This window comes from Collinsella sp. AM42-18AC (assembly GCF_003467965.1).
Lineage (GTDB): Bacteria > Actinomycetota > Coriobacteriia > Coriobacteriales > Coriobacteriaceae > Collinsella.
The window spans coordinates 23,204-46,888 of record NZ_QSFY01000002.1 but is presented as its reverse complement, the minus strand read 5'-3'; the positions used below and the strand labels follow the sequence as shown (position 1 = coordinate 46,888).

The following is a 23,685-nucleotide window of genomic DNA, read 5'->3' as shown; positions in this document are numbered from 1 at the left end:
CCTATCCGATCCTCATGAGGCAGCTGCCAAACTCCACGAGGTCGCCGTCGGCCACGCAGATCTCGAGCACCTCACCGTCTGCCTCGGCCGTCACCTCGTTGAGAACCTTCATGGCCTCGATGATGCAGAGGGTCTCGCCGGCCTTGACCTTGGAGCCCACGCGCACAAATGGCTCGTCGCCCGGCGCAGGGGCAGCATAGAAGACGCCCACCATGGGAGCAGTCACCTCGGTGCCCTTGGGCTCCGGCGCGGCGGCAGGTGTCTGCGTGGCGGGTTCCGGTGCGGCAGGCGCGACTGTGGGAGCTGCAACTTGAGCGGCCATGGCGCTCGGCATAGGCATGGGCACGGCAACCGGCTGCGCCACACTCGCGCGCTCGAGTTCGACCGCGGTGCCATCGGGCTCCTCAACACGTACGCGCGTAAGGCCGCGGTCCTCCATCACATCGGCTATCTCGGCAAGTCTTTTGGAATCCATGCTCTAGCTCCTCGTATATCTACGCAGCGCGATGGCGGCGTTGTGCCCGCCAAAGCCCAGGTTGGTCGAAAGCGCCCAGGTAAGGTCGGCGCGAACCGCTCGATTAGGCGTGTAATCAAGATCGCAGGCGGGATCGGGCGTGTGGTAGTTAATGGTCGGGGGCACCACGCCCTGCTCGAGCGCCATGGCACAGGCCATGACCTCGATGGCACCCGTGGCACCGATCATGTGCCCGGTCATCGACTTGGTCGACGAGACGTGTGCGGCGCGTGCCGCGTCCTCGCCGAGCGCCCGCTTAATGCCTGTCGTCTCGGACGAATCGTTGAGCTTGGTCGAGGTGCCGTGGGCGTTGATGTAGAGACCCTCGGAAGGCTTGACGTCGCCCTCGGCTACCGCCAGCGATATCGCACGGGCAATGCCGGCGGCATCGGGGTCGGGACTCGTAATGTGATAGGCATCATCGGTGTTGCCGTAGCCCACGACCTCGGCATAAATGTGCGCACCGCGCGCCTGCGCATGCTCCATGCTCTCGAGTACCAGCACGCAGGCGCCCTCACCCATCACAAAGCCATCGCGGTCTGCGTCGAACGGGCGGCAGGCCGTCGCGGGATCGGGGTTGGTGGTCAATGCGCGGCAGGACGTAAAGCCTGCAACAGCATCGGGGATAATGGCCGCCTCGGCACCGCCCGCGAGGATCGCGTCGGCATAGCCGTGCTTAATAGCACGGAACGCCTCGCCCACCGCATGGGCCGAGGTCGCGCACGCAGTCACGACTGGCAGGGTCGGTCCCTTTGCCTTGTGACGGATTGCGATATTGCCCGATGCCATGTTGGGGATCATCATCGCGATCATGTAAGGCGATGCGCGGCGGGGCCCACGGTCGGCAATCGTATGGACGTTGTCGACGAGCGTCTGCATGCCGCCCACGCCCGACCCCACGTAAACGCCCAGGCGCTCGCGATCGATGGCGCCTTCGGCATCAAAGCCCGCATCGTGCATGGCCTCGTCCGAAGCCGCCATCGCAAACTGAACGCAGGGGTCGAGATGCTTGGCGTCACGCTTGCCAAAGTACTCGTTGCCGTCAAAGCCCTTGACCTCGGCCGCCACCTTGACGGCAAACGCATCGGTATCGAAGTGCGTGATCGGGCCGATGCCGCACGTGCCGGCACACATTGCCGCCCAGGTGGCAAGCGCGGTGTTGCCGAGCGGCGATACGGCACCTATGCCGGTGATTGCAACTCTCTGTTCCATCATGGTCTCCTCATCCAAGCCGTTCTTCGGCCCTGGTTTCTACATCGCCATTCCGCCGTCGACGCGCACGACCTCGCCCGTAATGTAAGCAGCCGCATCGCTCGCTAAAAAGCGCACCACGCCGGCCACTTCCTCGGGACGTGCCATGCGCTTAAGGGGAATCTGTTCCTCGGTTGCCGTACGCACCTTCTCCGAGAGCTTTGCCGTCATATCTGTCTCGACAAACCCGGGAGCGACCGCGTTCGCGCGTACGCCACGAGGCGCAAGCTCGCGCGCCACCGCCTTGGTAAGCCCTATCACGCCCGCCTTGGAAGCAGCGTAGTTGGCTTGCCCGGCATTGCCCATCAGGCCCACGACCGAGCTCATGTTGACGACGCAACCGCCGCGCTGGCGCATAAAGGTCTTGGTGAGCGCGCGCGTCATATTGAATGTTCCCTTGAGATTGACATCGAGCACGCGATCGAATGCGTCATCGCCCATGCGCATGAGCAGGCCATCGCGGGTGATGCCGGCGTTGTTGACGAGCGCCCAAATGGAACCAAAGTCGTTGAGGACCGCTTCCACGCACGCGTTGACGGCAGCGGGATCGGCCACGTCGCATTGATATGCGCGTGCCGTGGCGCCAACCGCCTCACAGGCTTCGCACGTCTTGCGCGCCGCATCGACGCCGCCGGCATAGACGACGGCGATATCAAAGCCGTCCTCCGCCAGACCGACAGCGCAGGCGCGGCCGATACCCCGCGAGCCGCCCGTGACCAGTGCCACGCGACGTGAGTCGTTGCGCTCGAGCGCGCCGTTGTTCAAGTTGCCCATGTCATTCCTTTCGGGTTACAGCCCTGTGGATTATGCGAGCTCGTCGGCAATAGCTGCGACCTGCTCGGCCGTCTCGCACGAATACACGCGAACGTCGCTCAGCGTACGCTTGACCAGGCCCGACAGCGTTTTGCCAGGGCCGACCTCAATAAACGTATCGATGCCCTGATCCTGCAGAGTATGCAGCGTGTCGACCCAGCGCACGGCATGACTCACCTGGTTGGCCAGCACCTCCGATGCCGCCTGCGGGTCGGCCGGATAGGGCGCTGCCGTCATGTTTGCCATAACAGGAATGAGCAACGGGGACGGCGCGTGACCGGCCTCGATATATGCAGCAAGGCCACAGGTCGCCTCGGCCATATAGGGGCTATGGAATGCACCCGACACCGCGACCTTCATGGCGCGACCGCCAGCCTCTTTTACCAGGACGTCGAGGGTCTGCAACGCATCGGGCGCTCCGGCCACAACCGTCTGCTGGGGGCTGTTGTAGTTGACCGGCCAGCAGTCCTCGCCGACCTGCGAAGCCAGGTTCTCGACTTGCGCCGCATCGAGTTTGATGACGGCGCGCATGCCGCCGGGGTGACGCTCGGCAGCCGCGGCCATCAGCGCCGCGCGCTCGCACACGAGCTCAAAGCCCGCTCGCGTATCGAACGCCCCCGCAAAGGTGAGCGCGGCGACCTCGCCCAGCGAAAATCCCGCACAGGCGGCAGGCACCACGCCGCGCTCACGCAGTGCGGCAGCCGCTGCCAGGTCATGGACGAACACGCAAGGCTGCGTGTTCTCGGTCTGCGACAGCTCCTCCTTGGAGGCGCTCCGGCACTGCTCGCTGGTTCCCGGACGTACCTCGTCGGCGATCGCGAACACCTCGGCAGCCGCCGGCGATGCCTCGATCAGGTCGACGCCCATCGCAGGGTGTTGGGCGCCCTGGCCGGCAAACAGAAACGCTACGCTACCCATGCGGACGCACCCTTCAGGACGCGCTCGGCGCCATCGACCAAGTCGTCAACGATTTCACGTGCGCTCTGGCACTCGTTGACCATGCCGGCAATCTGTCCACACAAAAACGAACCCTCCTCGTAATTGCCGTCCATGGCGGCCTTGCGAAGGGCGCCGGTGCCCATGGCCCCGAGCTCCTCGGAGCTTGCGCCCGCCGCCTCGCTCTTGGCATACGCGTTGGTGAAGGGGCTCTTAAGCGCACGCACCGGATGTCCCGTCGAGCGGCCGGTCGCACGCGTCGAGGTGTCGTTGGCCTTCAGGACCATCTCCTTGTACTGCTCCGATACGGTGCACTCGTCTGCGACCAGAAAGCGCGTACCCACCTGCACGCCGGCGGCACCCAGCATAAAGGCGGCCGCCACGCCGCGGCCGTCGGCAATACCGCCGGCGGCCACGACGGGAATGTCGACCGCATCGACGACCTGCGGCACCAGTGCCATCGTCGAGGTCTCGCCAATATGGCCGCCCGATTCGGTGCCCTCGGCAACAACCGCCGTGGCTCCACGACGCGCCACGAGGCGCGCCAGCGCCACCGAGGCAACGACCGGGATGACCTTGATGCCCGCCTCGTTCCACGCCTTCATGTACTTGGCGGGATTGCCGGCGCCCGTCACGACGACCGGCACTCGCTCGTCAATCACGACCTGCGCGACCTCGTCGGCAAATGGGCTCATGAGCATGACGTTGACGCCAAAGGGCTTATCCGTCTTGGTGCGCAGCTCGTGAATCTGATCGCGCAACCAGTTTGCGTCGGCATTCATGGCCGCGATAATCCCTAAGCCGCCTGCCTCGGACACGGCAGATGCCAGCGAGGCATCGGCAATCCAGGCCATGCCGCCCTGGAACACGGGCTTTTCGATGCCGAGCAGCTCGCAGAGAGGAGTCTTGAGCATCTCTACTTCTCCAATGCCGCCTCAACCGTATCGACGAACTCGCCGACCGTCTTAGGGTTCTCCTCGGTATCGAGCTGAATATCGAACTCGTCCTCGACGGCCACGAGAATCTCGACGGTACCCAGACTGTCGAGGCCGATCTCCTCGAGCGTGGACTCGGGCTTCATCTCGACGTCGTCAAGGCCGGCGGTCTCGCGGATAACGTCGCAAACGCGCTCGAAGGTCTTCTGATCTGCCATGGTAGTTCTCCTTTGTTTGTGCCCTAGGGGCGTTTTTATTTCCTATGTGCGACTACTTCCAACGAAGCAGATAGCCACCTATATCCAGGCCGGCGCCAAATCCAACGAGGGCGATGGTGTCGCCCGCATTCAGTGCGTCGGTACGTGCCAGCCGGTCAAGCGCAAAGGGAATGCAGGCGCTCGAAATGTTGCCGGTCTCGCGCAGCGTTCGAATCACGCGCTCGTCTGGCACGCCGAGGCGCTTGACCGCCTGGCTCAGGATTCGTTCGTTAGCCTGATGGAATACAAAATGATCGATATCTTCGACCGAAATGCCCGCATCGCTCGCAAGCTTATGGACCGTGTCGCAGATGGCGTTGACGCCGAACTTGAACACGCGGCGGCCATTCATGGACAGCACGCTCTCGCTATCTGCGGAGGCCTTAAACGGCGAGGTACCGACCAGACCGGGAACGCGCAACGTCTCGACATCGGGTGCGGTCGAAAGCTCAACAGCGAGGGGATTCTCTCCCCCAGCCTCTATGACCACAGCACCCGCGCCATCGCCAAAGAGCACGCACGTGGCACGGTCGGTCCAATCGAGCGCGCGCGTCATCTGCTCGGCGGCAATGACCAGCACATGCTCGGCGCGACCGCGGGCGATATAGCCCTCGGCAACATCGAGCGCAAATACGAAGCCGGCGCAGGCCGCCGAGACATCGAAGGCAGGGCACGTCGCGCCTAGTCGCTCAGCAACGGCACACGCCTCAGCGGGAACAAGGTGATCACCTGTCGTCGTCGAGCAGACGATAAGATCCAGCTGGCTCGCGTCGATTCCGGACACCCGGAGTGCCCGCTCGCTCGCCGCTACGGTAAGGTCGTCAAGTGACTCGGTGGTGCAGACGTGGCGGCTCTTGATACCTGTGCGGGTAAAAATCCACTCATCCGAGGTATCGAGGAACTCGGACAGCTCGTCATTGGAAACACTGCGCTCAGGAAGCGCCGAGCCTGTTCCAAGAATCGTGAAACCCATCACTAACCTCCTTTGCGTTGTTGACGTGTTTACATCGACCAAGAGAGGATAGCGCAATTTTGTCGTTGTTGACGTGTTAACATTAAATTGTCCAAATGCGACAAAGGCTTCACATTGTGTCTATCTCTCGAGACCATTGCGTTATTCACTTATTCATTAAGGAGGTGGCAGCCATAATGGATGCCAAATTAACGATAGTCGACGTAACCGGATCGACCAACGATGACCTGCTCGAAGCAGGAAAACAAGGAGCGCCGCACGGCACAGGACTTGCCGCCCGGGCTCAAACAGCAGGACGTGGCCGGCGCGGGCACAAGTGGGACTCAACCGTCGGCAACTTATTGCTTTCGATTGTCCTGCGCCCATGCGTTAATCCTGCAAAGTTCTCTGGTCTTGCCGCCGTCAGCGGCCTAGCGGTGCTCGAGGCGCTCGAAAAACAGGGTCTTGCAAACGATATTGGCCTCAAATGGCCCAACGACCTGGTCGCGCGTGAACGCAAACTCGGCGGCATTCTGGTCGAGGCCGCACGCGATAACGAAGGCAAACCTTTCGCCGTATGTGGCATTGGCGTCAATGTGAACTATGCGCCCCAAGAGGTGCCCGATGGCGGCCTGCCGGCAATCGGTCTCTCGGACCTTAACGAGAACGTTCCTGCTGTCGACATGCTCCTCGATGAGGTCTATCACGCAGTTATAGACGCTGTAGATGCGTGGGCAGAGCGTCTCAACGCCATGGAAGAAGACGCCGGACCGCTCGCGCCCGTCCACAGCGAATATATCGCTCACCTCAATTGGATTGGGGAGCACGTTATCGCCCGCTCCCCCGCTGGGGACGAGCTGGCGCGAGGCATCTTTAAAACCGTCGATGACTTTGGTCGAGCGTGCATCGAGACGGAAGGCGACTTACGATCCTTCCATTTTGAGGAGGCATCGCTGCGTCCCATGGGTAAATAAGGCGCCATAGCCACCCATTCGGCCGCATTACCTGGGCCCCAAGGCCACCATTCAAAACAAAAGAGCCCCGCTGCCGTTATGACAGCGGGGCTCTGTAAGCTATGAGCGATATCGCTTAGAGCTTGATGTCGATGTCGACGCCAGCGGGGAGGTCGAGACGCATGAGCGAATCAACAGTGCCCGAGGTGGGGTCGAGGATGTCGATGAGGCGCTTGTGGGTGCGCATCTCGAACTGCTCACGGGAGTCCTTGTTCACGTGCGGCGAGCGGATAACCGTGTACAGGTTGCGCTCGGTGGGCAGGGGGACAGGACCGGAAACGCGAGCGCCGGTCTTCTGAGCGGTCTCAACGATAAGCTTCGCGGACTGATCGACGACCTCGTGATCATAGCCCTTGAGGCGAATGCGGATCTTCTGGGTAGCCAACTTAAACCTCCAAAGAGTGCGAGAGACGTTCTCGCGGATTACGTAACAGGGAGCTCGAACTTAGGCGTTCTTGCTCATGACCTCGTCCACGATGGACTTGGGCGCGGGCTCATAAGAGTCGAACTGCATCGTGTAGGATGCACGGCCCTGGGTCTGGGAGCGAAGGTCGGTAGCGTAACCGAACATCTCGCCCAGCGGCACCTTGGCACGGATGAGCTTGCTGTTCTTGCGATCCTCCATGCCCTCGATCTTGCCGCGGCGACCGGAGAGGTTGCCCATAACGTCGCCCATGTACTGCTCGGGAGTCTCGACCTCGACAGCCATGATCGGCTCGAGCAGCTGCGGGTCGGACTTCTTGAGGGCGTCCTTGATAGCCATGGAACCGGCGATCTTGAAGGCGGCCTCGGAGGAGTCGACCTCGTGGTAAGAACCGTCGAACAGGGTGACCTTAACGTCGAGGACCGGGAAGCCGGCGATAACACCGGTGTTCAGGGCCTCCTGGATGCCCTTGTCGATGGACGGGATGTACTCCTTGGGCACGACGCCGCCGACGATAGCGTTGACGAACTCGTAGCCGAAGCCCTCCTCCATCTTCTCGAGCTTGATGACGGCGTGGCCGTACTGACCGCGACCGCCGGACTGACGGACGAACTTGCCCTCAGCCTTCTCGACGTCGTGACCAGCGGTCTCGCGGTAGGCAACCTGGGGCTTACCGACGTTAGCGTCAACCTTGAACTCGCGGAGCAGACGGTCGACGATGATCTCGAGGTGCAGCTCGCCCATGCCGGCGATGATGGTCTGGCCGGTCTCGTGGTTGGTGGACACCTGGAAGGTCGGGTCCTCCTCGGCGAGCTTGGTCAGAGCCAGGGACATCTTGTCCTGCTCGGCCTTGGTCTTGGGCTCGATGGCAACGTCAATAACGGGCTTAGCGAACTCGATCTTCTCGAGGACGATCTCCTTGCCCTCGGCGCACAGGGTGTCACCGGTGGTGGAGTTCTTGAAGCCGACGCAAGCGACGATGTCGCCGGCGGCAGCGTCGTCACGGTCGATACGCTCGGCGGCGTTCATCTCGAGGATGCGGCCGAGGCGCTCGCGCTGACCATTGGAAGCGTTGACCACGTAGGAGCCGGACTCGGCACGGCCGGAGTAAACGCGGACGTAGGTGAGCTTACCGACGAACGGGTCGGTCATGATCTTGAAGACCAGGCCGGAGAAGGGCTCGTCGAAGGAAGGATGACGCTCGATCTCCTCGCCGGTGTCCGGATCGGTACCGGTGACGGCCTCGACGTCAAGCGGGCTGGGCAGGTAGTCGACGACAGCGTCGAGCAGCTCCTGAACGCCCTTGTTCTTGTAGGCGGAGCCCACGAAGACGAGGTTGAGCTCGTTGGCCAGAACGCCCTTGCGCAGAGCGGCCTTGAGCTCCTCGACGGTGAAGTCCTCCTCCATGAGGATCTTCTCCATGAGCTCGTCGTCAAAGCTGGCAGCAGCGTCGAGGAGCTCCTCGCGCTTGGTGGCAGCGATATCGGCAAACTCAGCCGGGATCTCGTCCATCGGCTCGGGGTAGGTCATGCCCTTCTCGTCGGCCTTGAAGTCCCATGCGGTCATGGTGACCAGGTCGATGACGCCCCAGAAGTTGTCCTCGGCGCCCATCGGGACCTGAGCGGCCACGGCGTTAGCGTCGAGACGATCCTTCATGGTCTCGATAGCGTTGAAGAAGTCAGCGCCCACGCGGTCATACTTGTTGATGAAGGCGATGCGGGGAACGTTGAAGGTAGAAGCCTGACGCCAAACGGTCTCAGACTGAGGCTGAACGCCGGCAACGGCGTCGAAGACGGCGACAGCGCCATCGAGGACGCGCAGGCAGCGCTCGACCTCGGCGGTGAAGTCAACGTGGCCCGGGGTGTCGATGATCTGGATGCGGTAGTCCTTGCCGTCCTTGTTCCAGAAGCAGGTGGTAGCAGCGGAGGTAATGGTTACGCCGCGCTCCTGCTCCTGAACCATCCAGTCCATGGTGGCAGCGCCCTCATGGACCTCACCGATCTTGTGGGTCTTACCGGTGTAGTAAAGAATACGCTCGGTCGTGGTGGTCTTACCGGCATCGATGTGAGCCATGATGCCGATGTTACGGGTATCGGAAAGCTTGTACTTAGGCTTAGCCATGTTAGTTCCTTACCTTAACTTACCAACGATAGTGAGAGAACGCGCGGTTGGCCTCGGCCATCTTGAAGACGTCCTCACGCTTCTTGACGGAAGCGCCCAGGCCGTTGGAGGCGTCGAGGATCTCGTTGGCGAGACGCTCGGCCATGGTCTTCTCCTTGCGAGCGCGGGAGAAGTTGACGATCCAGCGGATACCCAGAGCGGTGGAACGACGGGAGTTGACCTCCATCGGGACCTGATAGGTAGCGCCACCGACACGCTTGGGCTTAACCTCGAGCGTGGGCTTGACGTTGTCCATAGCCTTCTTGAAGGTAGCGAGAGCGTCGCCACCCTCGGACTTCTCGGCAACGATCTCGAAAGCGGTGTAAACGATGCGCTCAGCGGTGGCCTTCTTGCCGTCAAGAAGGACCTTGTTGATGAGCTGAGTCACCAGGCGGTTGTTGTAAACGGCGTCAGGCTGAACCTCACGACGATTAGCTGCTGCACGACGCGGCATGTGAAATCTCCTTAAGTGTCTACCGTGCGGCGCTCAAGACGGCACACGGCGAAAGTATCAAAACGTTATCTGGCTTATTTAGCCTTGGGGCGCTTAGCACCGTACTTGGAACGGGCCTGCATACGGTTCTGGACCGGAGCAGCGTCGTAGGCGCCACGGATGACGTGATAACGGACACCAGGGAGGTCACGGACACGACCGCCGCGGACGAGCACGATGGAGTGCTCCTGCAGGTTGTGGCCCTCACCCGGGATGTAAGCAGTAACTTCGATGCCGTTGACAAGGCGAACACGGGCAACCTTACGAAGAGCCGAGTTCGGCTTCTTGGGGCTCGTGGTGAAGACGCGGGTGCACACGCCGCGCTTCTGGGGGTTGTGCTGCAGAGCAGCGTTCTTGGACTTCTTGGGCACGGAACGACGGCCCTGGCGAACCAGCTGGTTAATAGTAGGCAAAGCGTACTCCTTCTCGAATGATTCCAGCTTTCTGTAAAGTGCAACGGCTTGAATCGAGGGGTCAGCATCCCCCTACGAAACACGCAGTTCGATAGGATACGTGGCGTTAGCTGTGCCGTCAACAGACCACGCCGCCGGGCGTATCCCAAAATTGGCACATTTCCGCAAAGCCTACACAAAAGGAATCCCCTCCTGTGCGCGCTGGCGGATCCCCGGCCCGGGCGGCCCGCCGTTTAAGTTTGCTGCTCTACAGTCCTGCGCAAGACGGAAAGCACATTAAGTGCTTTCCTTTGCGTGCGGAACTCGCGACAAACTTAACCCCTGTGCCGCCCGGGCCGGGGATCCGACGTGCTCGTCAGGGCAACGTTACCTGCCAAAAAGGGACAGGTTTATTTTGGTCGGTTTTATCTGGGAAAACGCCGCTCTTCACGGTGATCCGCATCCATTTGCCACGTTCTTCCGAGAATCAGACAAATAGCGTTCAATCTAACCGCCCATTTAACGCTAAAAAGGCCGCTTCCCCTCTTGGGAAGCGGCCTAGACCTTACGAATAGACGATGGTAAAGGGTACTTTCGTTTCGGTCTCCCCCGTTGATGTGTACCTCGCGCCCTCGAGGGTTACCGAGACCACTTGATCGACATCAATCAACTTCGTTGGCACCCAAATGTTCTCTCCGCTATTGCGTCCCATCGAAACATAGAAATTGTACGCCCCTGCGTCGTCATCTTCGATAATCTGCTCCGATCCATCCTTGTAGCTGACGGTCAGTTTATGATCAACTGCTTCATAGCCCAGATCATCGATGTGCGTCTGGATGGAAAACGGACTGATCTCGAGAGGCGAGTCATCAGAGCGGAGTTCTTTTGTATCGACGTGCGCTCCGACGTTAAACTCTTGCGTCGATACCTCGATCACCTTCGCATCCCCACCTTTGCCCTCCGTCCAACTGATATTCCAGGTGACCGCATGTCGTAAATCTCGATCGCGATTCCAAGATGCAAAGTACATCGTGCCGTTAATGACCGTGTCGCTTGATGTGTCTTTATCAATGGTGCAGCGTGTATCAGCCCATTCCTCGCCGAAGTTCATGCTGGGTGTACTGACGCCCCCTTCTTCTTCACCATAGAGAACAAGTTCGCCAAGCTCTGCCGCCGGCTTGTAGTAGTTAACGCCATTCGGATTGGACAATGTAAACGTCACAGCACCGCAACCGTTCTCGTCGATTGCCATCTCATGAATGTCGAGCGTATAGCCGTTGCCCTCGACGGACAGATTGACCTTCTGGACTGCACCCTCCAGGCTTTGGGGCGCGATACCATCACCAAACTCTCTGGTGTAGGTATATTTCGTCCCCGACGAGCCGCCATTTGTCCAGGTAACGGACTCTCCGTTGCCATGGTTTCCCCAGGCAGAGGCAAAATAACTGGAATTGACAACAGCGTAGGCGACCCCTCCGGTCGCCAGCACTCCGGCAAGACATCCGATTACGGCAACATACAGAGGCTTCGCGTGACCCTTTCGGCGAAGCGGCTCGCCAGCAGCGGCATAAAGAACACGGTCAGCAAGATCGCTATCGGCTTGGACGGACTCGAAGGCCTGCTTGATCTGGTTGGATTTCACGGTCGCCCTCCTCTAGGATGAACTTGAGCTTCGATCTGCCGCGAGCTAAACGCGTTCGAACGGTCGCGGCTGGCACATGCAGTAACTCGGCAATTTCTGAAGTCGAGAAGCCCAGATAGTAATAGAGCACGATAGGAATACGGAATCGCTCCGGAAGTCGCATAACGTCTGACAGGACCGCCTTGGTCTCCTCCTGCGCCGTCGAAAGCGAATCGGCCAGGTTCTCAATATCCTCCACGCGCCTCCATGGCTTTCGAAAGAGAGATTTACATTCATTGATCGTGACCCGGATAAGCCATCGACGAAGATGCTCCCAGTTTTCAAATTGCGCGTCGCTTTTGAGCAACTTAAGAAAGACGTCTTGAGCGACATCGTCGGCGTCAGCGCGATCACGCAGATACGTCAATGCGATCCGAAACACGACATCCCGGTGGTCTTCGACCGCCTGTCTAAAAGCTTGTTCTTCCATAATCACCTCCCGGTGACATTAATGGTTCTCGATGAGGCCCTCACCATAGATACGCTCTTGTCGGGCGAAATGTTTCAAATTCAAGCATGAAAAACCGACCAAAATAAACCTGTCCCTTATTGGCAAGGGATCAACGGAACGCAACAGGTTGAGCATACGCAAGCGAGCGGTCCCCAGAGCGTACAAGGTGGCATGAAAAAGGCAGGGCATTGACCTTTTGGTCATGCCCTGCCTTTTGAATGACAGATTGTAGCTCTGGGGACCGCGCAGCGACGGAGGTCGCCGCCGTTCGTTAGAACGGCGGAACTAATTACTCCTCGTCGTTGTCCTTGGCCTCTTCGGCGTCGTCGGTGTCTACGAGCTGGTTGAGTAGCTCGTCGAGGGAAGCCATGTCCTCGTTGATGGCACCGTTGGCGGGAGCCTTCTTGTCGTCGATCGGGGCGCCCAGGAGCTCCTCGTCGGCGTCGGCGTGATGCGTCGGCGCGGCGGAGGTGCCCAGCAGGATGTCGTCCGGACCGTCGGGGCTAAAGACCATCTGCAGCAGCTGCGAGAGGTCTTCCTCGTCGGCAACGTCGTCGTTGTTCTCGAGGATGTAGAGCAGGTCGTGGGCCTCCAGACCGTCACGGAGCTCCTCGATCGCCTTGGCACCGATGCCATCGATGCGCAGCAGATCCTCCTCGGACTTGCCGACTAGGTCGCCGACCGTCTCGATGCCGACCTCGCTGAACTTGTTGGTCCAGCGCTGCGACACGCCCAGGTCGTCGAACAGGTACAGGCGAGCCTTCTCGGCGGAGATGGTGTGGCCGTTGCGGGTGAACGAACCGTCAGCACCACCGAACTCGTCGTAGCCGGCCCAGTCGAGCTGCTGCGGGAGCTGCTCGTCCAGGTCCTTGAGCTCCACAGGAGCCCACTCGGGCAGCGACTTGGCGTTGGGCGAAGCCGGGCCATCGATGTCGACATAGCCATCGGCCGTGCGATACGTCAGCTTGGCGTTGGCGTACGGCTTGAGGCCGGTACCAGCCGGGATCTTCTTACCGACGATGACGTTGGACTTAAGGTCGAGCAGATGGTCGACCTTGCCCTCGATGGCAGCCTCGGTAAGGACACCGGCGGTACGGATGAACGAAGCGCTCGACAGCCAGGAGTCGATGTTGGACGCGACCTTGAGCGTACCCAGGATGACGGGCTCGGCCACGGGAGCCTGACCGCCCAGACGGGCAACGCGCTCGACCTCGTCGGCGAACTCGTAGCGGTCGACGTACTGACCAAGCAGGTACTTGGAGTCGCCGGGGTTGGTGATCTGAACGCGACGCAGCATCTGACGTGCGAGCACCTCGATGTGCTTGTCGTTCAGGTCGACGCCCTGGCTGGTGTAGACGTCCTTGACGCTCTCGACGAAGGTGTGCATCGTCGACTCGATGTCGGTCAGCTTGCGCAGGTTGCGGAAGTTGACGAAGCCCTTGGTGATCTGGTCGCCAGCGCGAACCTCGCAGCCGTCCTCGATCTCGGGCATGAAGCGCACCGAAGCGGGGACGCGACGCTCGTCGAGGACACGGGTGTGATCCTCGGAGTCGGTGAGCGTCAGCACGTACTCGGACTTCTCGGGCTTAATCGAGAGGTGACCAGAGTACGGAGCCAGCTCGGCCTCGCGACCCAGGATCTTCTCGTTGACGTTGCCGACGATATCGAACATACGGCTGACCGTAGGCAGACCCTGCGTAATATCGTCGACGCCAGCGACGCCGCCGGAGTGAATGGTACGCATCGTAAGCTGCGTACCGGGCTCGCCGATGGACTGGGCGGCAATAATGCCGACCGCGGTACCGATGGCGACCGGACGACGGGTGGAAAGATCCCAGCCGTAGCACTTCTGGCACACGCCGTACTTGGAGCGGCAGGTGAGCAGCGCGCGAAGCTTGACCTTCTTAAGGCCGGCATCGACCATCTTCTGGATGTCGGCGACCTTCTCGATGTAGCCGTCCTGCTCAAAGAGCACGGTGCCATCGGGGGCCACGACGTCCTCGATGAAGCAACGGCCGACGAGGTCGGTGTTGAGGTCGGTGGTGCCGGGGATGATGAGGTTGTAGGTGACGCCCTCGTGCGTACCGCAGTCCTCCTCGCGGACGATGACGTCCTGGGCCACGTCGACCAGACGACGGGTCAGGTAACCAGAGTCCGAGGTGTGGGATGCGGTATCGACCAGGCCCTTACGGGCGCCGTAGGTCGAAATGAAGTACTCGAGCGGCAGCAGGCCCTCGCGGAAGTTCGCCTTAATGGGAAGGTCGATCGTCTCGCCGGACATGTCTGCCATCAGGCCACGCATGCCGCCGAGCTGACGCAGCTGGGTCTTAGAACCACGGGCGCCGGAGTCGGCCATCATGTAGAGCGGGTTCTCCTCGTCGAACAAGTCGAGCATGAGCGCTGCGACCTTATCGGTACAAGCGGTCCACTCGTTAACGACTTCGATGTGGCGCTCCGTCTCGTTGATGAAGCCCTCCTCGAAGTACTCGTTGATCTGGTCGACGTTGGCCTGGGCGCGATCGAGCAGCTCCTGCTTCTCGGCAGGGATGAGAGCGTCCCACACCGAGATGGTGAGGCCGGCGCGGGTAGCGTAGTGGAAGCCGGAGTACTTGATGGCGTCGAGGATCGGACCGACCTTGGCCTCGGGGTAACGATCGCAGCAGTCCGCAACCAGCTTGGCCACGTCGCCCTTGACCATCTTGTAGTTCATGAACTCATAGTCTTCGGGCAGGCACTGGCGGTTGAAGATGATGCGGCCGATAGAGGTCTCGAAGCGCGCGGTCTTGTTGCCGGTGACGTCGTAGTCGACAAACTCGTTCTTGCCGTTCTTGACGCGGAAGATACGGGTGCCGTCCTCGTTGATGACATTGGCGTCGGCAGCGGACACGCGGACCTGAATCTTGGCCTGCATGTCGACCTCGGAGCGGCAGTCATAGGCGTGCAGCGCGTCGTCGAAGCTGGCGAACACGTGGTTCTCGCCCGGCAGACCGTCGCGGACCTGGGTCAGGTAGTACACACCGATGATCATGTCCTGCGAGGGGATGTTAACCGGCTTGCCGGATGCCGGCGAGCGCAGGTTGTTCGCAGAGAGCATGAGCACGCGAGCCTCGGCCTGAGCCTGGCTGGACAGCGGCACGTGGACAGACATCTGGTCGCCGTCGAAGTCGGCGTTGAAGGGCGAGCAGACCAGCGGGTGCAGGTGGATAGCCTTGCCCTCGACCAGCACCGGCTCAAAGGCCTGGATGGACAGACGGTGCAGGGTCGGTGCGCGGTTGAGCAGCACGACGCGGCCGTCGATGACCTCTTCGAGGATGTCCCACACAAAGGTGGCACCGCGGTCGATAGCGCGCTTGGCGCCCTTGATGTTCTCGACCTTGCCAAGCTCGACCAGGCGCTTCATGACGAAGGGCTTGAAGAGCTCCAGCGCCATGGTCTTGGGCAGACCGCACTGGTGCAGCAGCAGCTTGGGGTCGGTAACGATTACCGAACGGCCGGAGTAGTCGACACGCTTACCCAGCAGGTTCTGACGGAAGCGACCCTGCTTGCCCTTGAGGGCCTCGGCGAGCGACTTGAGCGGGCGACCGCCACGGCCAGAGACCGGGCGACCACGACGGCCGTTGTCGAACAGGGCGTCCACGGACTCCTGGAGCATGCGCTTCTCGTTGTTCACGATGATCGCAGGGGCGTCCAGATCGAGCAGGCGCTTGAGTCGGTTGTTACGGTTGATCACGCGACGGTACAGGTCGTTGAGGTCGGACGCGGCGAAGCGGCCGCCGTCGAGCTGGACCATCGGGCGCAGATCGGGCGGAATGACCGGGATGACGTCCAGGATCATGTTCGCGGGGCTGTTGCCGCCCTTCAGGAAGGCGTCAACGACCTCGAGGCGCTTGACGGCCTTCTCGCGCTTCTGCTTCTGGGAGTCCTCGTCGGCGATGATGGCCTTGAGCTTCTCGGCCTCGGAGGGGAGGTCGATGGCAGCGAGCAGGTCGCGGACGGCCTCGGCACCCATGCCACCCTTGAAGTACATGGAGTAGTAGCGGGTCATCTCGCGGAACAGCGGCTCATCGGAAATGAGGTCGCGCTCGGTGAGTTTCATGAAGGCGTTGAAGGCGTCCGTACGGAGCTGCTTCTCGTCCTTGCACTCTTCCTCGATGTCGACGATGCCGGAGGCGATCTCCTCGGGGGTCAGCGGCTCCTCGTCAGAGAACTCGTCAAAGTTCTCGGGGTCGCCCTGCTCCTTGAGGGACTCGATCTGGCGGGCGCACTCGGCATCGATCTCTTCCAGATCGGCGGCGAGCTCCTCGCGCAGGTCGTCGGCGTCGGCCTCGCGGGCCTCGTAGTCAACCTCGGTGATGATGTAGCTGGCAAAGTACAGAACCTTCTCGAGGTCCTTGGACTTGATGTCGAGCATACGGCTCATCGGGAAGCTCGTGGGGCTCTTGAAGTACCAGATGTGGGACACGGGAGCGGCGAGCTCGATGTGGCCCATGCGGTCGCGACGCACCTTGGCCGAGGTGACCTCGACGCCGCAGCGCTCGCAGACGATGCCCTTAAAGCGGATGCCCTTGTACTTGCCGCAGGAGCACTCCCAGTCCTTGGCGGGACCGAAGATCTTCTCGCAGAACAGGCCGTCCTTCTCGGGCTTGAGGGTACGGTAATTGATGGTCTCCGGTTTCTTGACCTCACCGTGCGACCAGGAACGGATCTGGTCGGCGGAGGCAAGGGAGATCTTTACCGAGTCAAAATCAGTAGCTTCGAAATCTGCCACAGTCAACTACTCCTTATCAGTGGTCGTGGCGGCGACAGCCTCGGGTGCCTCGGCGGTCTCGGCATCCTCGGCCTCGACGTCGGCGTCAACGCCGGCGAGAGCAGCCAGGTCGTCGAGAGCGGAGGTCTCCTCGGCGGTCACAGGGGCGGAGGCGTCCTCGTCGGCATCGTGCATGGGCTCGATGTCCAGCGCGAGGGAGCGAATCTCCTTGACGAGAACCTTGAAGGACTCGGGGATACCCGGGACAGGAACGTTCTCGCCCTTGACGATGGACTCGTAGGTCTTGACGCGGCCCACGGTATCGTCGGACTTGACGGTCAGGATCTCCTGCAGGACGTTGGAAGCACCGTAAGCGTACAGTGCCCAAACTTCCATCTCGCCGAAGCGCTGGCCGCCGAACTGAGCCTTGCCGCCCAGAGGCTGCTGGGTAACCAGGCTGTAAGGGCCGGTCGAACGGGCATGGATCTTGTCGTCGACCATGTGGCCGAGCTTGAGGATGTAGGACGTACCCACGGTAATGGGCTCGCGGAACTCCTCGCCGGTGCGGCCGTCGAACAGACGGGTCTTGCCGCGCTCGTCAAGCTGGGTGACGAACTCGGGGCGCATGTGATCGCCAAAGGCAGCGGTGGCCTTGTTGAGCATGTTCTTGTTGGCACGACGGATGACCTCGGCGATCTCGTCCTCCTTGGCGCCGTCGAAGACGGGCGTGGCGGTGAAGAACGGGCCGGGGACGTACTTGTCGGAGTCGGCCTGCTCGGTATCCCAACCGCAGGCAGCAGCCCAGCCAAGGTGGCACTCGAGCAGCTGGCCGACGTTCATACGCGAAGGAACGCCCAGCGGGTTGAGGATAACGTCGATCGGGGTACCGTCAGCCATGTAGGGCATGTCCTCGACCGGCAGAACGTTACAAATAACACCCTTGTTGCCGTGGCGGCCGGCGATCTTATCGCCCTGCTGGATCTTACGACGCTGGGCGACGTAGACGCGCACCTGCTCGTTGACGCCGGGGGCCAGGTCGTCGCCGTTCTCGCGGCTAAAGCGGACGACGTCGATAACGCGGCCGTAAGCGCCGTGAGGCATCTTAAGGGAGGTGTCGCGGACGTCGTGGGCCTTGGCACCGAAGATGGCGCGCAGCAGGCGCTCCTCGGCGGTCAGAGCGCTCTCGCCCTTAGGCGTGACCTTGCCGACCAGGATGTCGCCAGGGCCGACCTCGGCGCCGATGCGGATGATGCCGTCCTCGTCGAGGTTGGCAAGCATGTCCTCGGAGAGGTTCGGGATCTCGCGGGTGATCTCCTCGGGGCCGAGCTTGGTGTCGCGGGCGTCGATCTCGTGGCGGGTGATGTTGATGGTCGTCAGCAGGTCCTCGGCCACCAGGCGCTCGGACACGACGATACCGTCCTCGTAGTTGAAGCCTTCCCACGGCATGTAGGCCACGGTGAGGTTCTGGCCCAGTGCGAGCTCGCCGTGATCGGTCGAAGGACCGTCGGCCAGGGGCTCGCCCTGCTCAACGGTGTCACCGACGCGCACGAGCGGACGGTGGTTGATGCAGGTGGACTGGTTGGAGCGCTGGTACTTGGCCAGGTGATACTCGTCCATGCCGCCGGCATGCTTGACGATGATCTTGGCGGCGTCGGCAAAGATGACCTCGCCGGCGTTCTTGGCCAAGGTGACCTCGCCGGAGTCCAGAGCGGCGCGACGCTCCATGCCGGTACCGACATAGGGAGCGGCGGGGTGAACCAGCGGCACGGCCTGACGCTGCATGTTAGCGCCCATCAGCGTACGCTTGGCGTCGTCGTGCTCAAGGAACGGGATCAGCGTGGCTGCGACGGAGAGCATCTGACGCGGCGAGACGTCCATGTAGTCGACATCCTCGACGGGCACGTCGGCGGGAGCGCCGAAGGAGCCGTCGAAGTCGCGGGTACGGGCGATCACGGTATGCGGACGGACGATCTTGCCCTCGGCATCGGTCGTGATGAACTCGTTGGTCTTGGGATCGAGCGGCGTGTTGGCCGGCGCGATGACGTGCTTCTCTTCCTCGTCAGCGGTCATCCAGTCGATCTGGTCGGTGGCAACGCCGTTCTCGACGCGACGGAACGGGGCCTCGATGAAGCCATACTCGTTGACGCGGGCGTAGAGAGCGAGCGAGCCGATCAGGCCGATGTTGGGGCCTTCGGGGGTCTCGATCGGGCACATGCGGCTGTAGTGCGAATTGTGAACGTCGCGGACGGCCGTCGGCACGTTGGTGCGGCGGCTGGAGCCGGACTTGTGGCCGGCAAGACCACCAGGGCCGAGTGCGGACAGACGGCGCTTGTGGGTCAGACCGGTCAGGGGGTTCGCCTGGTCCATGAACTGCGAGAGCTGCGAGGAACCGAAGAACTCCTTGATGGAGGCCACGATCGGGCGGATGTTGATGAGCGACTGCGGGGTGATCTCGTCGATGTCCTGGGAGCTCATGCGCTCACGGACGACGCGCTCCATACGGCTCATGCCGATACGGAACTGGTTGGCGACGAGCTCGCCGACGGTGCGGATGCGGCGGTTGCCAAAGTGGTCGATGTCGTCGACCTTGAAGCCCTGCTCGCCGGCAGCGAGGGACAGCAGGTAGCGCAGCGTCGCGACGATATCCTCGTCGGTGAGCACCGTGACCTCTTCCTCGGTGGTGAGGTTGAGCTTCTTGTTGACCTTGTAACGACCGACGCGGGCCAGATCGTAGCGCTGCGGGTTAAAGAGCAGACCCTCGAGCAGGCTGCGGGAAGCGTCCACGGTGGGAGGCTCGCCCGGGCGCAGGCGACGGTAGATCTCGATAAGGGCATCCTCGCGGGTGAGGGCGGTGTCGCGCTCCAAGGTGCGCTTAATCACATCGGAGTTGCCGAGCAGCTCGATGATGTCGTCATTGGTGACGGCGATGCCAAGGGCGCGCAGGAACATCGTGGCGCTCTGCTTGCGCTTGCGGTCGATAGAGACCATGAGCTGGTCGCGCTTGTCGACCTCAAACTCGAGCCAGGCACCGCGGGACGGGATGATCTGGGCCTTGTAGATCTGCTTGCCCGAATCCATCTCGGAGCTGTAGTACACGCCCGGGGAGCGGACGAGCTGCGAGACGACGATACGCTCGGTACCGTTGATGATAAAGGTGCCCTGATCGGTCATCATGGGGAAGTCGCCCATGAAGACGAGCTGTTCCTTGATCTCGCCGGTCTCCTTGTTGGTGAGACGGACGTCGGTCAGAAGCGGGGCCTGATAGGTCATGTCCTTCTCGCGGCACTCCTCGACGGTGTGCGCGGGATCGCCGAACTGATGCTCGCCGAAGGTAACCTCGAGAACATGGTTCTGGCTCTGGATGGGGCTGGATTCCTTGAACGCCTCACGAAGGCCCTCGTCCTTAAAACGCTCAAAGGATTCCCTTTGAACAGAGATAAGGTTGGGGAGCTCCATGGCCTCCGGGATTTTCCCGAAGCTGACGCGCTTGCGCTCAGTGGCAGTGTATGCGTAGGTCACCAGGTTTTTCCTCCTTCACGGAAATGCTCGGTGGGTTGGCGAGGCATAGCTTCGCCAGTTATCGCAACCTAATAGTTTATCAGGTACCGACCGTTGGGCAAGAAAAGCCTTGACGCGATTGAGTTTTTGGAGTAGCAAAGATTTTCGACAGAAAAGGTGCAGGTAGATACGTATATATCGAACACCTGTTCATATATTTTCTGTGAACAGCGCTGCTGATGCGCGCCGTTGAATGGCGGAATGGCGGCGAGGGGTTGATCGAGCGGAAGCTGCGTCCCGTTTTGAGGCCCCAAACTGGGACGCAGCTTCCGATTGAGCCCTGTTTGGGAAAGCACATCCCATTCTGAGCCGAAATTCCGGGTCGCAGTTTCCGCTAGGGGCCCCAACCGGAAAGCACATCCCAGAATTCGACGAAATTATGGGTCGCACTTTCCGGGGCTAAGCTGTAGCTCGCATAAAAAACGGGTGCAGACCGAAGTCCGCACCCGTAAATGTCGATGACCGAAGGCTTACTTGCGCATCAAACCGCCGCGCTCGTCGATGGCGTCCCAGAAGGCGCCAGCAAAGCGAGGATCGCTTGCGGCCATGAGGGCGTTGGTGGCCATCCAGCCAGACGGGGTGCCGGTGTCGTAGCCCGAAAGTGGATCGATGACGACGGCGTACATGGCCTCGCGGTCGAGCGAGCGGGCCATGGCGTCGGTCAGCTGGATCTCGCCGCCCTTACCAGCCTGCTGATCGGCCAGCAGGTCCATGACCAGCGGGCTCAGCAGGTAGCGACCGACGATGTACAGGTTGGACGGAGCCGCCTCGGGAGCGGGCTTCTCGACCAAACCGCCGATGCGCCACACGGCACCCGGCTCGCCATCGGCAACGTCCTCGGCGCCCTCGAGCGAACCCACGCGCTCGCCGGCGATAACGCCGTAGCGGCTGACTTCCTCGGGCGAGCAAGCAGCGACGGCGATAACCGAAGCGCCACCGTGCTCTTTGGAAACGGCGAGCATCTTGTCGCAGATGTCGCGGTTAGGCACAACGTAGTCGCCCAGAAGAACCAGGAAGTTCTCCCCTGCCACGGCGTCGGCAGCAGAGCGGATAGCATGGCCGAGGCCCTTGGGCTCGTACTGATAACGGAAGTCGACCGGCATACCGCCAGCATGGGCGACGGCATCGGCATAGGCATTCTTGCCGCGCTCGCGCAGCAGGTTCTCGAGCGAGCGATCGGGCTGGAAGTAGCTCAGCAGCTCGGGCTTACCGGGAGAGGTAACGATGATGGCGTCGTCGACCTCCTCGGGGTCGAGTGCCTCCTCAACGACATACTGAATGACCGGCTTGTCGAGCACCGGCAACATCTCTTTGGGCGTGCACTTAGTGCCAGGCAGAAAACGCGTGCCAAGACCGGCGGCGGGGATGATTGCCTTCATGTTATTCAAGGATCCTTTCGCAGGCGCAGAATGCGCCCTATGCGTGCGGCACGGCGGCCGCAGACCAAATTGCGATACCGAAGTATCTTACCGCCGGAGACATACGTCACCGTAAGGCAAACGCAATTCTTCAGCAGGTCAACGCAAATTATTGCTCGAATGGTGCAATTTTACGCCCCAGCGGTAACGGGATTGGCACGGCGAAGACAACGGTGTTCTGCGTGCCGAGCAATGGGAATGAGAGGCCAAAACAAAAAAGACGGGGCTCGCATAGCGAGTCCCGTCTGCAAAGAAATCTGGCGAGAGAGCCTGATTACTTGAGGGTGACAGCAGCGCCAGCAGCCTCGAGCTTCTCCTTGGCAGCCTCGGCGTCCTCCTTCTTGGCACCCTCGAGAACAGCCTTGGGAGCGCCCTCGACGACCTCCTTGGCCTCCTTCAGGCCAAGGTTGGTGAGCTCACGGACGGCCTTGATGACCTGGATCTTGTTGTCGCCGAAGCCCTCGAGCACGACGTCAAACTCGGTCTTCTCCTCGGCCTCAGCAGCGCCAGCAGCAGGAGCGGCGACAACAGCGGCAGGAGCAGCGGCAGAAACGCCGAAGGTGTCCTCGATAGCCTTGACGAGCTCGGAAGCCTCGAGAAGGGTCATTTCCTTAAGAGCATCGATGATCTCATCGGTGGTAAGCTTAGCCATTTCTAAGTCCTTTCGGTTTCCGTGTCTGTGCACGGAGATCAGTTAAAACACGGCGCGAATGCGCCAGGGGTGCGGCGTTGCCGCCGCGGGTGAAAACAGCGACTAGGCTGCCTTCTGCTCGGAGACCTGCTGGATCGAACGAGCGAGACCAGAGGAAACGCCGTTGACGCAGACAGCGATGTCGCGAGCGAAACCGGAGATGAGACCGGCGATCTGGCCGAGAAGCTGATCCTTGGTGGGCAGCTCGGCGATAGCCTTAACATCATCGGCGGAAACGGCCTTGCCGTCGGAGATACCGCCCTTGATCTCAAGGACGCCCTTGGACTTAGCAGAGAAGTCCTTAAGGGCCTTAGCGGCCTCGACCGGCTCGGTCTCGTAGAACACATAAGCGACGGGGCCGGCGAGGATCTCGTCGAGCTCGGGCTGCTCCTGGTTCTTGAGAGCGATCTTGACCAGGTTGTTCTTGTAGACCTTCATCTCGGCGCCGCACTCACGGAGCGTATGACGCAGCTCCTGAGCCTGCTTAACCGTCAGACCGTTGTAGTTGACGACGAACAGACCGGCGTTCTCGGCGATACGGGACTCAATCTCTGCAACCTTGTCGATTTTGTACTGCTGGGGCATGAATTACACCTCCTCGAATTCTTTCCGGGCACGGTCCGCCACAAGGACGTGACGGGGGCATGTCCAAAAAGAAAGCCCCCGCGCTGCATGAGCGACGGGGGCGAGAAGACATATCTACTCGACCACCTCGGCTGGCGGGAAGTCCCATTAAGCTCGCGGGTAAGACCCGTTTGCGCCGGCTGTCTCTGGCAGCGGATTCGTGCGTGAACCGAAAGTATTATGGCGGGGACCCCGGCGTCGGTCAACGGGCGCGAGGATTCGTACACAAACCCTGCATACGCTCCGGTCCGAGGGGCCGGGTTGAGATTTTCGCTCGGTCAAGTCCTGGCTCGCACGAAGAGCACATTAAGTGCTCTTCGGCTCGTGCGGAATCTACGAAAATCTCAACCCGGCCCCTCGGACCGGAGCTGCGGT

General features: G+C 61.2%; 19 protein-coding genes. 1 reads left to right on the top strand and 18 read right to left on the bottom strand.

Going from position 1 to position 23,685, the window contains the following annotated elements; all coding sequences use genetic code 11:
* Position 1: 1 nt before the first annotated feature.
* From accB to DW913_RS01795, 7 genes are read right to left on the bottom strand one after another with little or no spacing between them, the layout of a single operon-like run.
* Positions 2 to 475 (bottom strand): acetyl-CoA carboxylase biotin carboxyl carrier protein, encoded by a 474-nt coding sequence (accB, locus tag DW913_RS01825; protein ID WP_117629227.1) that lies wholly within the window; start codon positions 473 to 475, stop codon positions 2 to 4.
* Between the two features lie 3 nt (positions 476 to 478).
* Positions 479 to 1,726: a beta-ketoacyl-ACP synthase II gene (gene fabF, locus DW913_RS01820; protein WP_117797423.1), complete on the bottom strand. Its 1,248-nt coding sequence runs from the start codon at positions 1,724 to 1,726 to the stop codon at positions 479 to 481.
* Between the two features lie 39 nt (positions 1,727 to 1,765).
* Positions 1,766 to 2,539, bottom strand: coding sequence for a 3-oxoacyl-[acyl-carrier-protein] reductase (gene fabG / locus DW913_RS01815; RefSeq protein WP_117797422.1), 774 nt, complete (start codon positions 2,537 to 2,539; stop codon positions 1,766 to 1,768).
* A gap of 30 nt (positions 2,540 to 2,569) precedes the next feature.
* Positions 2,570 to 3,496, bottom strand: coding sequence for an ACP S-malonyltransferase (locus DW913_RS01810; RefSeq protein ID WP_117797421.1), 927 nt, complete (start codon positions 3,494 to 3,496; stop codon positions 2,570 to 2,572).
* Entirely contained in the window at positions 3,484 to 4,428 is a 945-nt protein-coding gene (gene fabK / locus DW913_RS01805; RefSeq protein ID WP_117797420.1) for an enoyl-[acyl-carrier-protein] reductase FabK, read from the bottom strand. The genes DW913_RS01810 and fabK overlap by 13 nt, the downstream gene beginning before the upstream one ends.
* 2 nt (positions 4,429 to 4,430) lie before the next feature.
* Positions 4,431 to 4,667, bottom strand: a complete 237-nt coding sequence (locus DW913_RS01800) for an acyl carrier protein (protein WP_117797419.1) — start codon at positions 4,665 to 4,667, stop codon at positions 4,431 to 4,433.
* A 52-nt stretch (positions 4,668 to 4,719) separates the two neighbouring features.
* A complete protein-coding gene (locus tag DW913_RS01795) occupies positions 4,720 to 5,679 on the bottom strand; it encodes a 3-oxoacyl-ACP synthase III family protein (protein ID WP_117797418.1) in 960 nt (319 codons plus the stop codon).
* Positions 5,680 to 5,855: 176 nt separating this feature from the next.
* Between DW913_RS01795 and DW913_RS01790 the strand changes: the two genes are divergently transcribed.
* Positions 5,856 to 6,632 (top strand): biotin--[acetyl-CoA-carboxylase] ligase, encoded by a 777-nt coding sequence (locus DW913_RS01790; protein ID WP_158566169.1) that lies wholly within the window; start codon positions 5,856 to 5,858, stop codon positions 6,630 to 6,632.
* Between the two features lie 115 nt (positions 6,633 to 6,747).
* Here the strand turns inward: DW913_RS01790 and rpsJ are convergent, their stop codons facing one another.
* The 11 genes from rpsJ to rplJ all read right to left on the bottom strand — a co-directional run bounded on the left by rpsJ (position 6,748) and on the right by rplJ (position 23,271).
* Positions 6,748 to 7,056, bottom strand: coding sequence for a 30S ribosomal protein S10 (gene rpsJ / locus DW913_RS01785; RefSeq protein ID WP_022094184.1), 309 nt, complete (start codon positions 7,054 to 7,056; stop codon positions 6,748 to 6,750).
* Positions 7,057 to 7,116: 60 nt separating this feature from the next.
* Entirely contained in the window at positions 7,117 to 9,216 is a 2,100-nt protein-coding gene (gene fusA / locus DW913_RS01780; protein WP_117797416.1) for an elongation factor G, read from the bottom strand.
* Between the two features lie 19 nt (positions 9,217 to 9,235).
* Complete coding sequence (gene rpsG / locus DW913_RS01775) at positions 9,236 to 9,709, bottom strand: 30S ribosomal protein S7 (RefSeq protein ID WP_006235013.1); 474 nt, start codon at positions 9,707 to 9,709, stop codon at positions 9,236 to 9,238.
* Between the two features lie 74 nt (positions 9,710 to 9,783).
* Entirely contained in the window at positions 9,784 to 10,161 is a 378-nt protein-coding gene (gene rpsL, locus DW913_RS01770) for a 30S ribosomal protein S12 (RefSeq protein WP_117797415.1), read from the bottom strand.
* Between the two features lie 544 nt (positions 10,162 to 10,705).
* The gene (locus DW913_RS01765; protein WP_117797414.1) at positions 10,706 to 11,782 is read right to left on the bottom strand and encodes a DUF4179 domain-containing protein; all 1,077 of its coding nucleotides are present in this window, start codon (positions 11,780 to 11,782) and stop codon (positions 10,706 to 10,708) included.
* Positions 11,733 to 12,251 (bottom strand): RNA polymerase sigma factor, encoded by a 519-nt coding sequence (locus tag DW913_RS01760; protein ID WP_187364957.1) that lies wholly within the window; start codon positions 12,249 to 12,251, stop codon positions 11,733 to 11,735. The genes DW913_RS01765 and DW913_RS01760 overlap by 50 nt, the downstream gene beginning before the upstream one ends.
* A 310-nt stretch (positions 12,252 to 12,561) precedes the next feature.
* Positions 12,562 to 17,040 carry a DNA-directed RNA polymerase subunit beta' gene (locus DW913_RS01750; protein WP_199580722.1) on the bottom strand — a complete coding sequence of 1,493 codons (4,479 nt, stop codon included), beginning with the start codon at positions 17,038 to 17,040 and terminating at the stop codon, positions 12,562 to 12,564.
* Between the two features lie 6 nt (positions 17,041 to 17,046).
* Positions 17,047 to 20,475, bottom strand: coding sequence for a DNA-directed RNA polymerase subunit beta (locus tag DW913_RS01745; protein WP_006235007.1), 3,429 nt, complete (start codon positions 20,473 to 20,475; stop codon positions 17,047 to 17,049).
* A gap of 572 nt (positions 20,476 to 21,047) precedes the next feature.
* The gene (locus DW913_RS01740; protein ID WP_117797411.1) at positions 21,048 to 21,956 is read right to left on the bottom strand and encodes a UTP--glucose-1-phosphate uridylyltransferase; all 909 of its coding nucleotides are present in this window, start codon (positions 21,954 to 21,956) and stop codon (positions 21,048 to 21,050) included.
* 313 nt (positions 21,957 to 22,269) lie between these two features.
* Positions 22,270 to 22,647: a 50S ribosomal protein L7/L12 gene (gene rplL, locus DW913_RS01735; protein WP_006235005.1), complete on the bottom strand. Its 378-nt coding sequence runs from the start codon at positions 22,645 to 22,647 to the stop codon at positions 22,270 to 22,272.
* A 102-nt stretch (positions 22,648 to 22,749) separates the two neighbouring features.
* Positions 22,750 to 23,271, bottom strand: coding sequence for a 50S ribosomal protein L10 (rplJ, locus tag DW913_RS01730; RefSeq protein ID WP_117797410.1), 522 nt, complete (start codon positions 23,269 to 23,271; stop codon positions 22,750 to 22,752).
* Between the last annotated feature and the right edge of the window lie 414 nt (positions 23,272 to 23,685).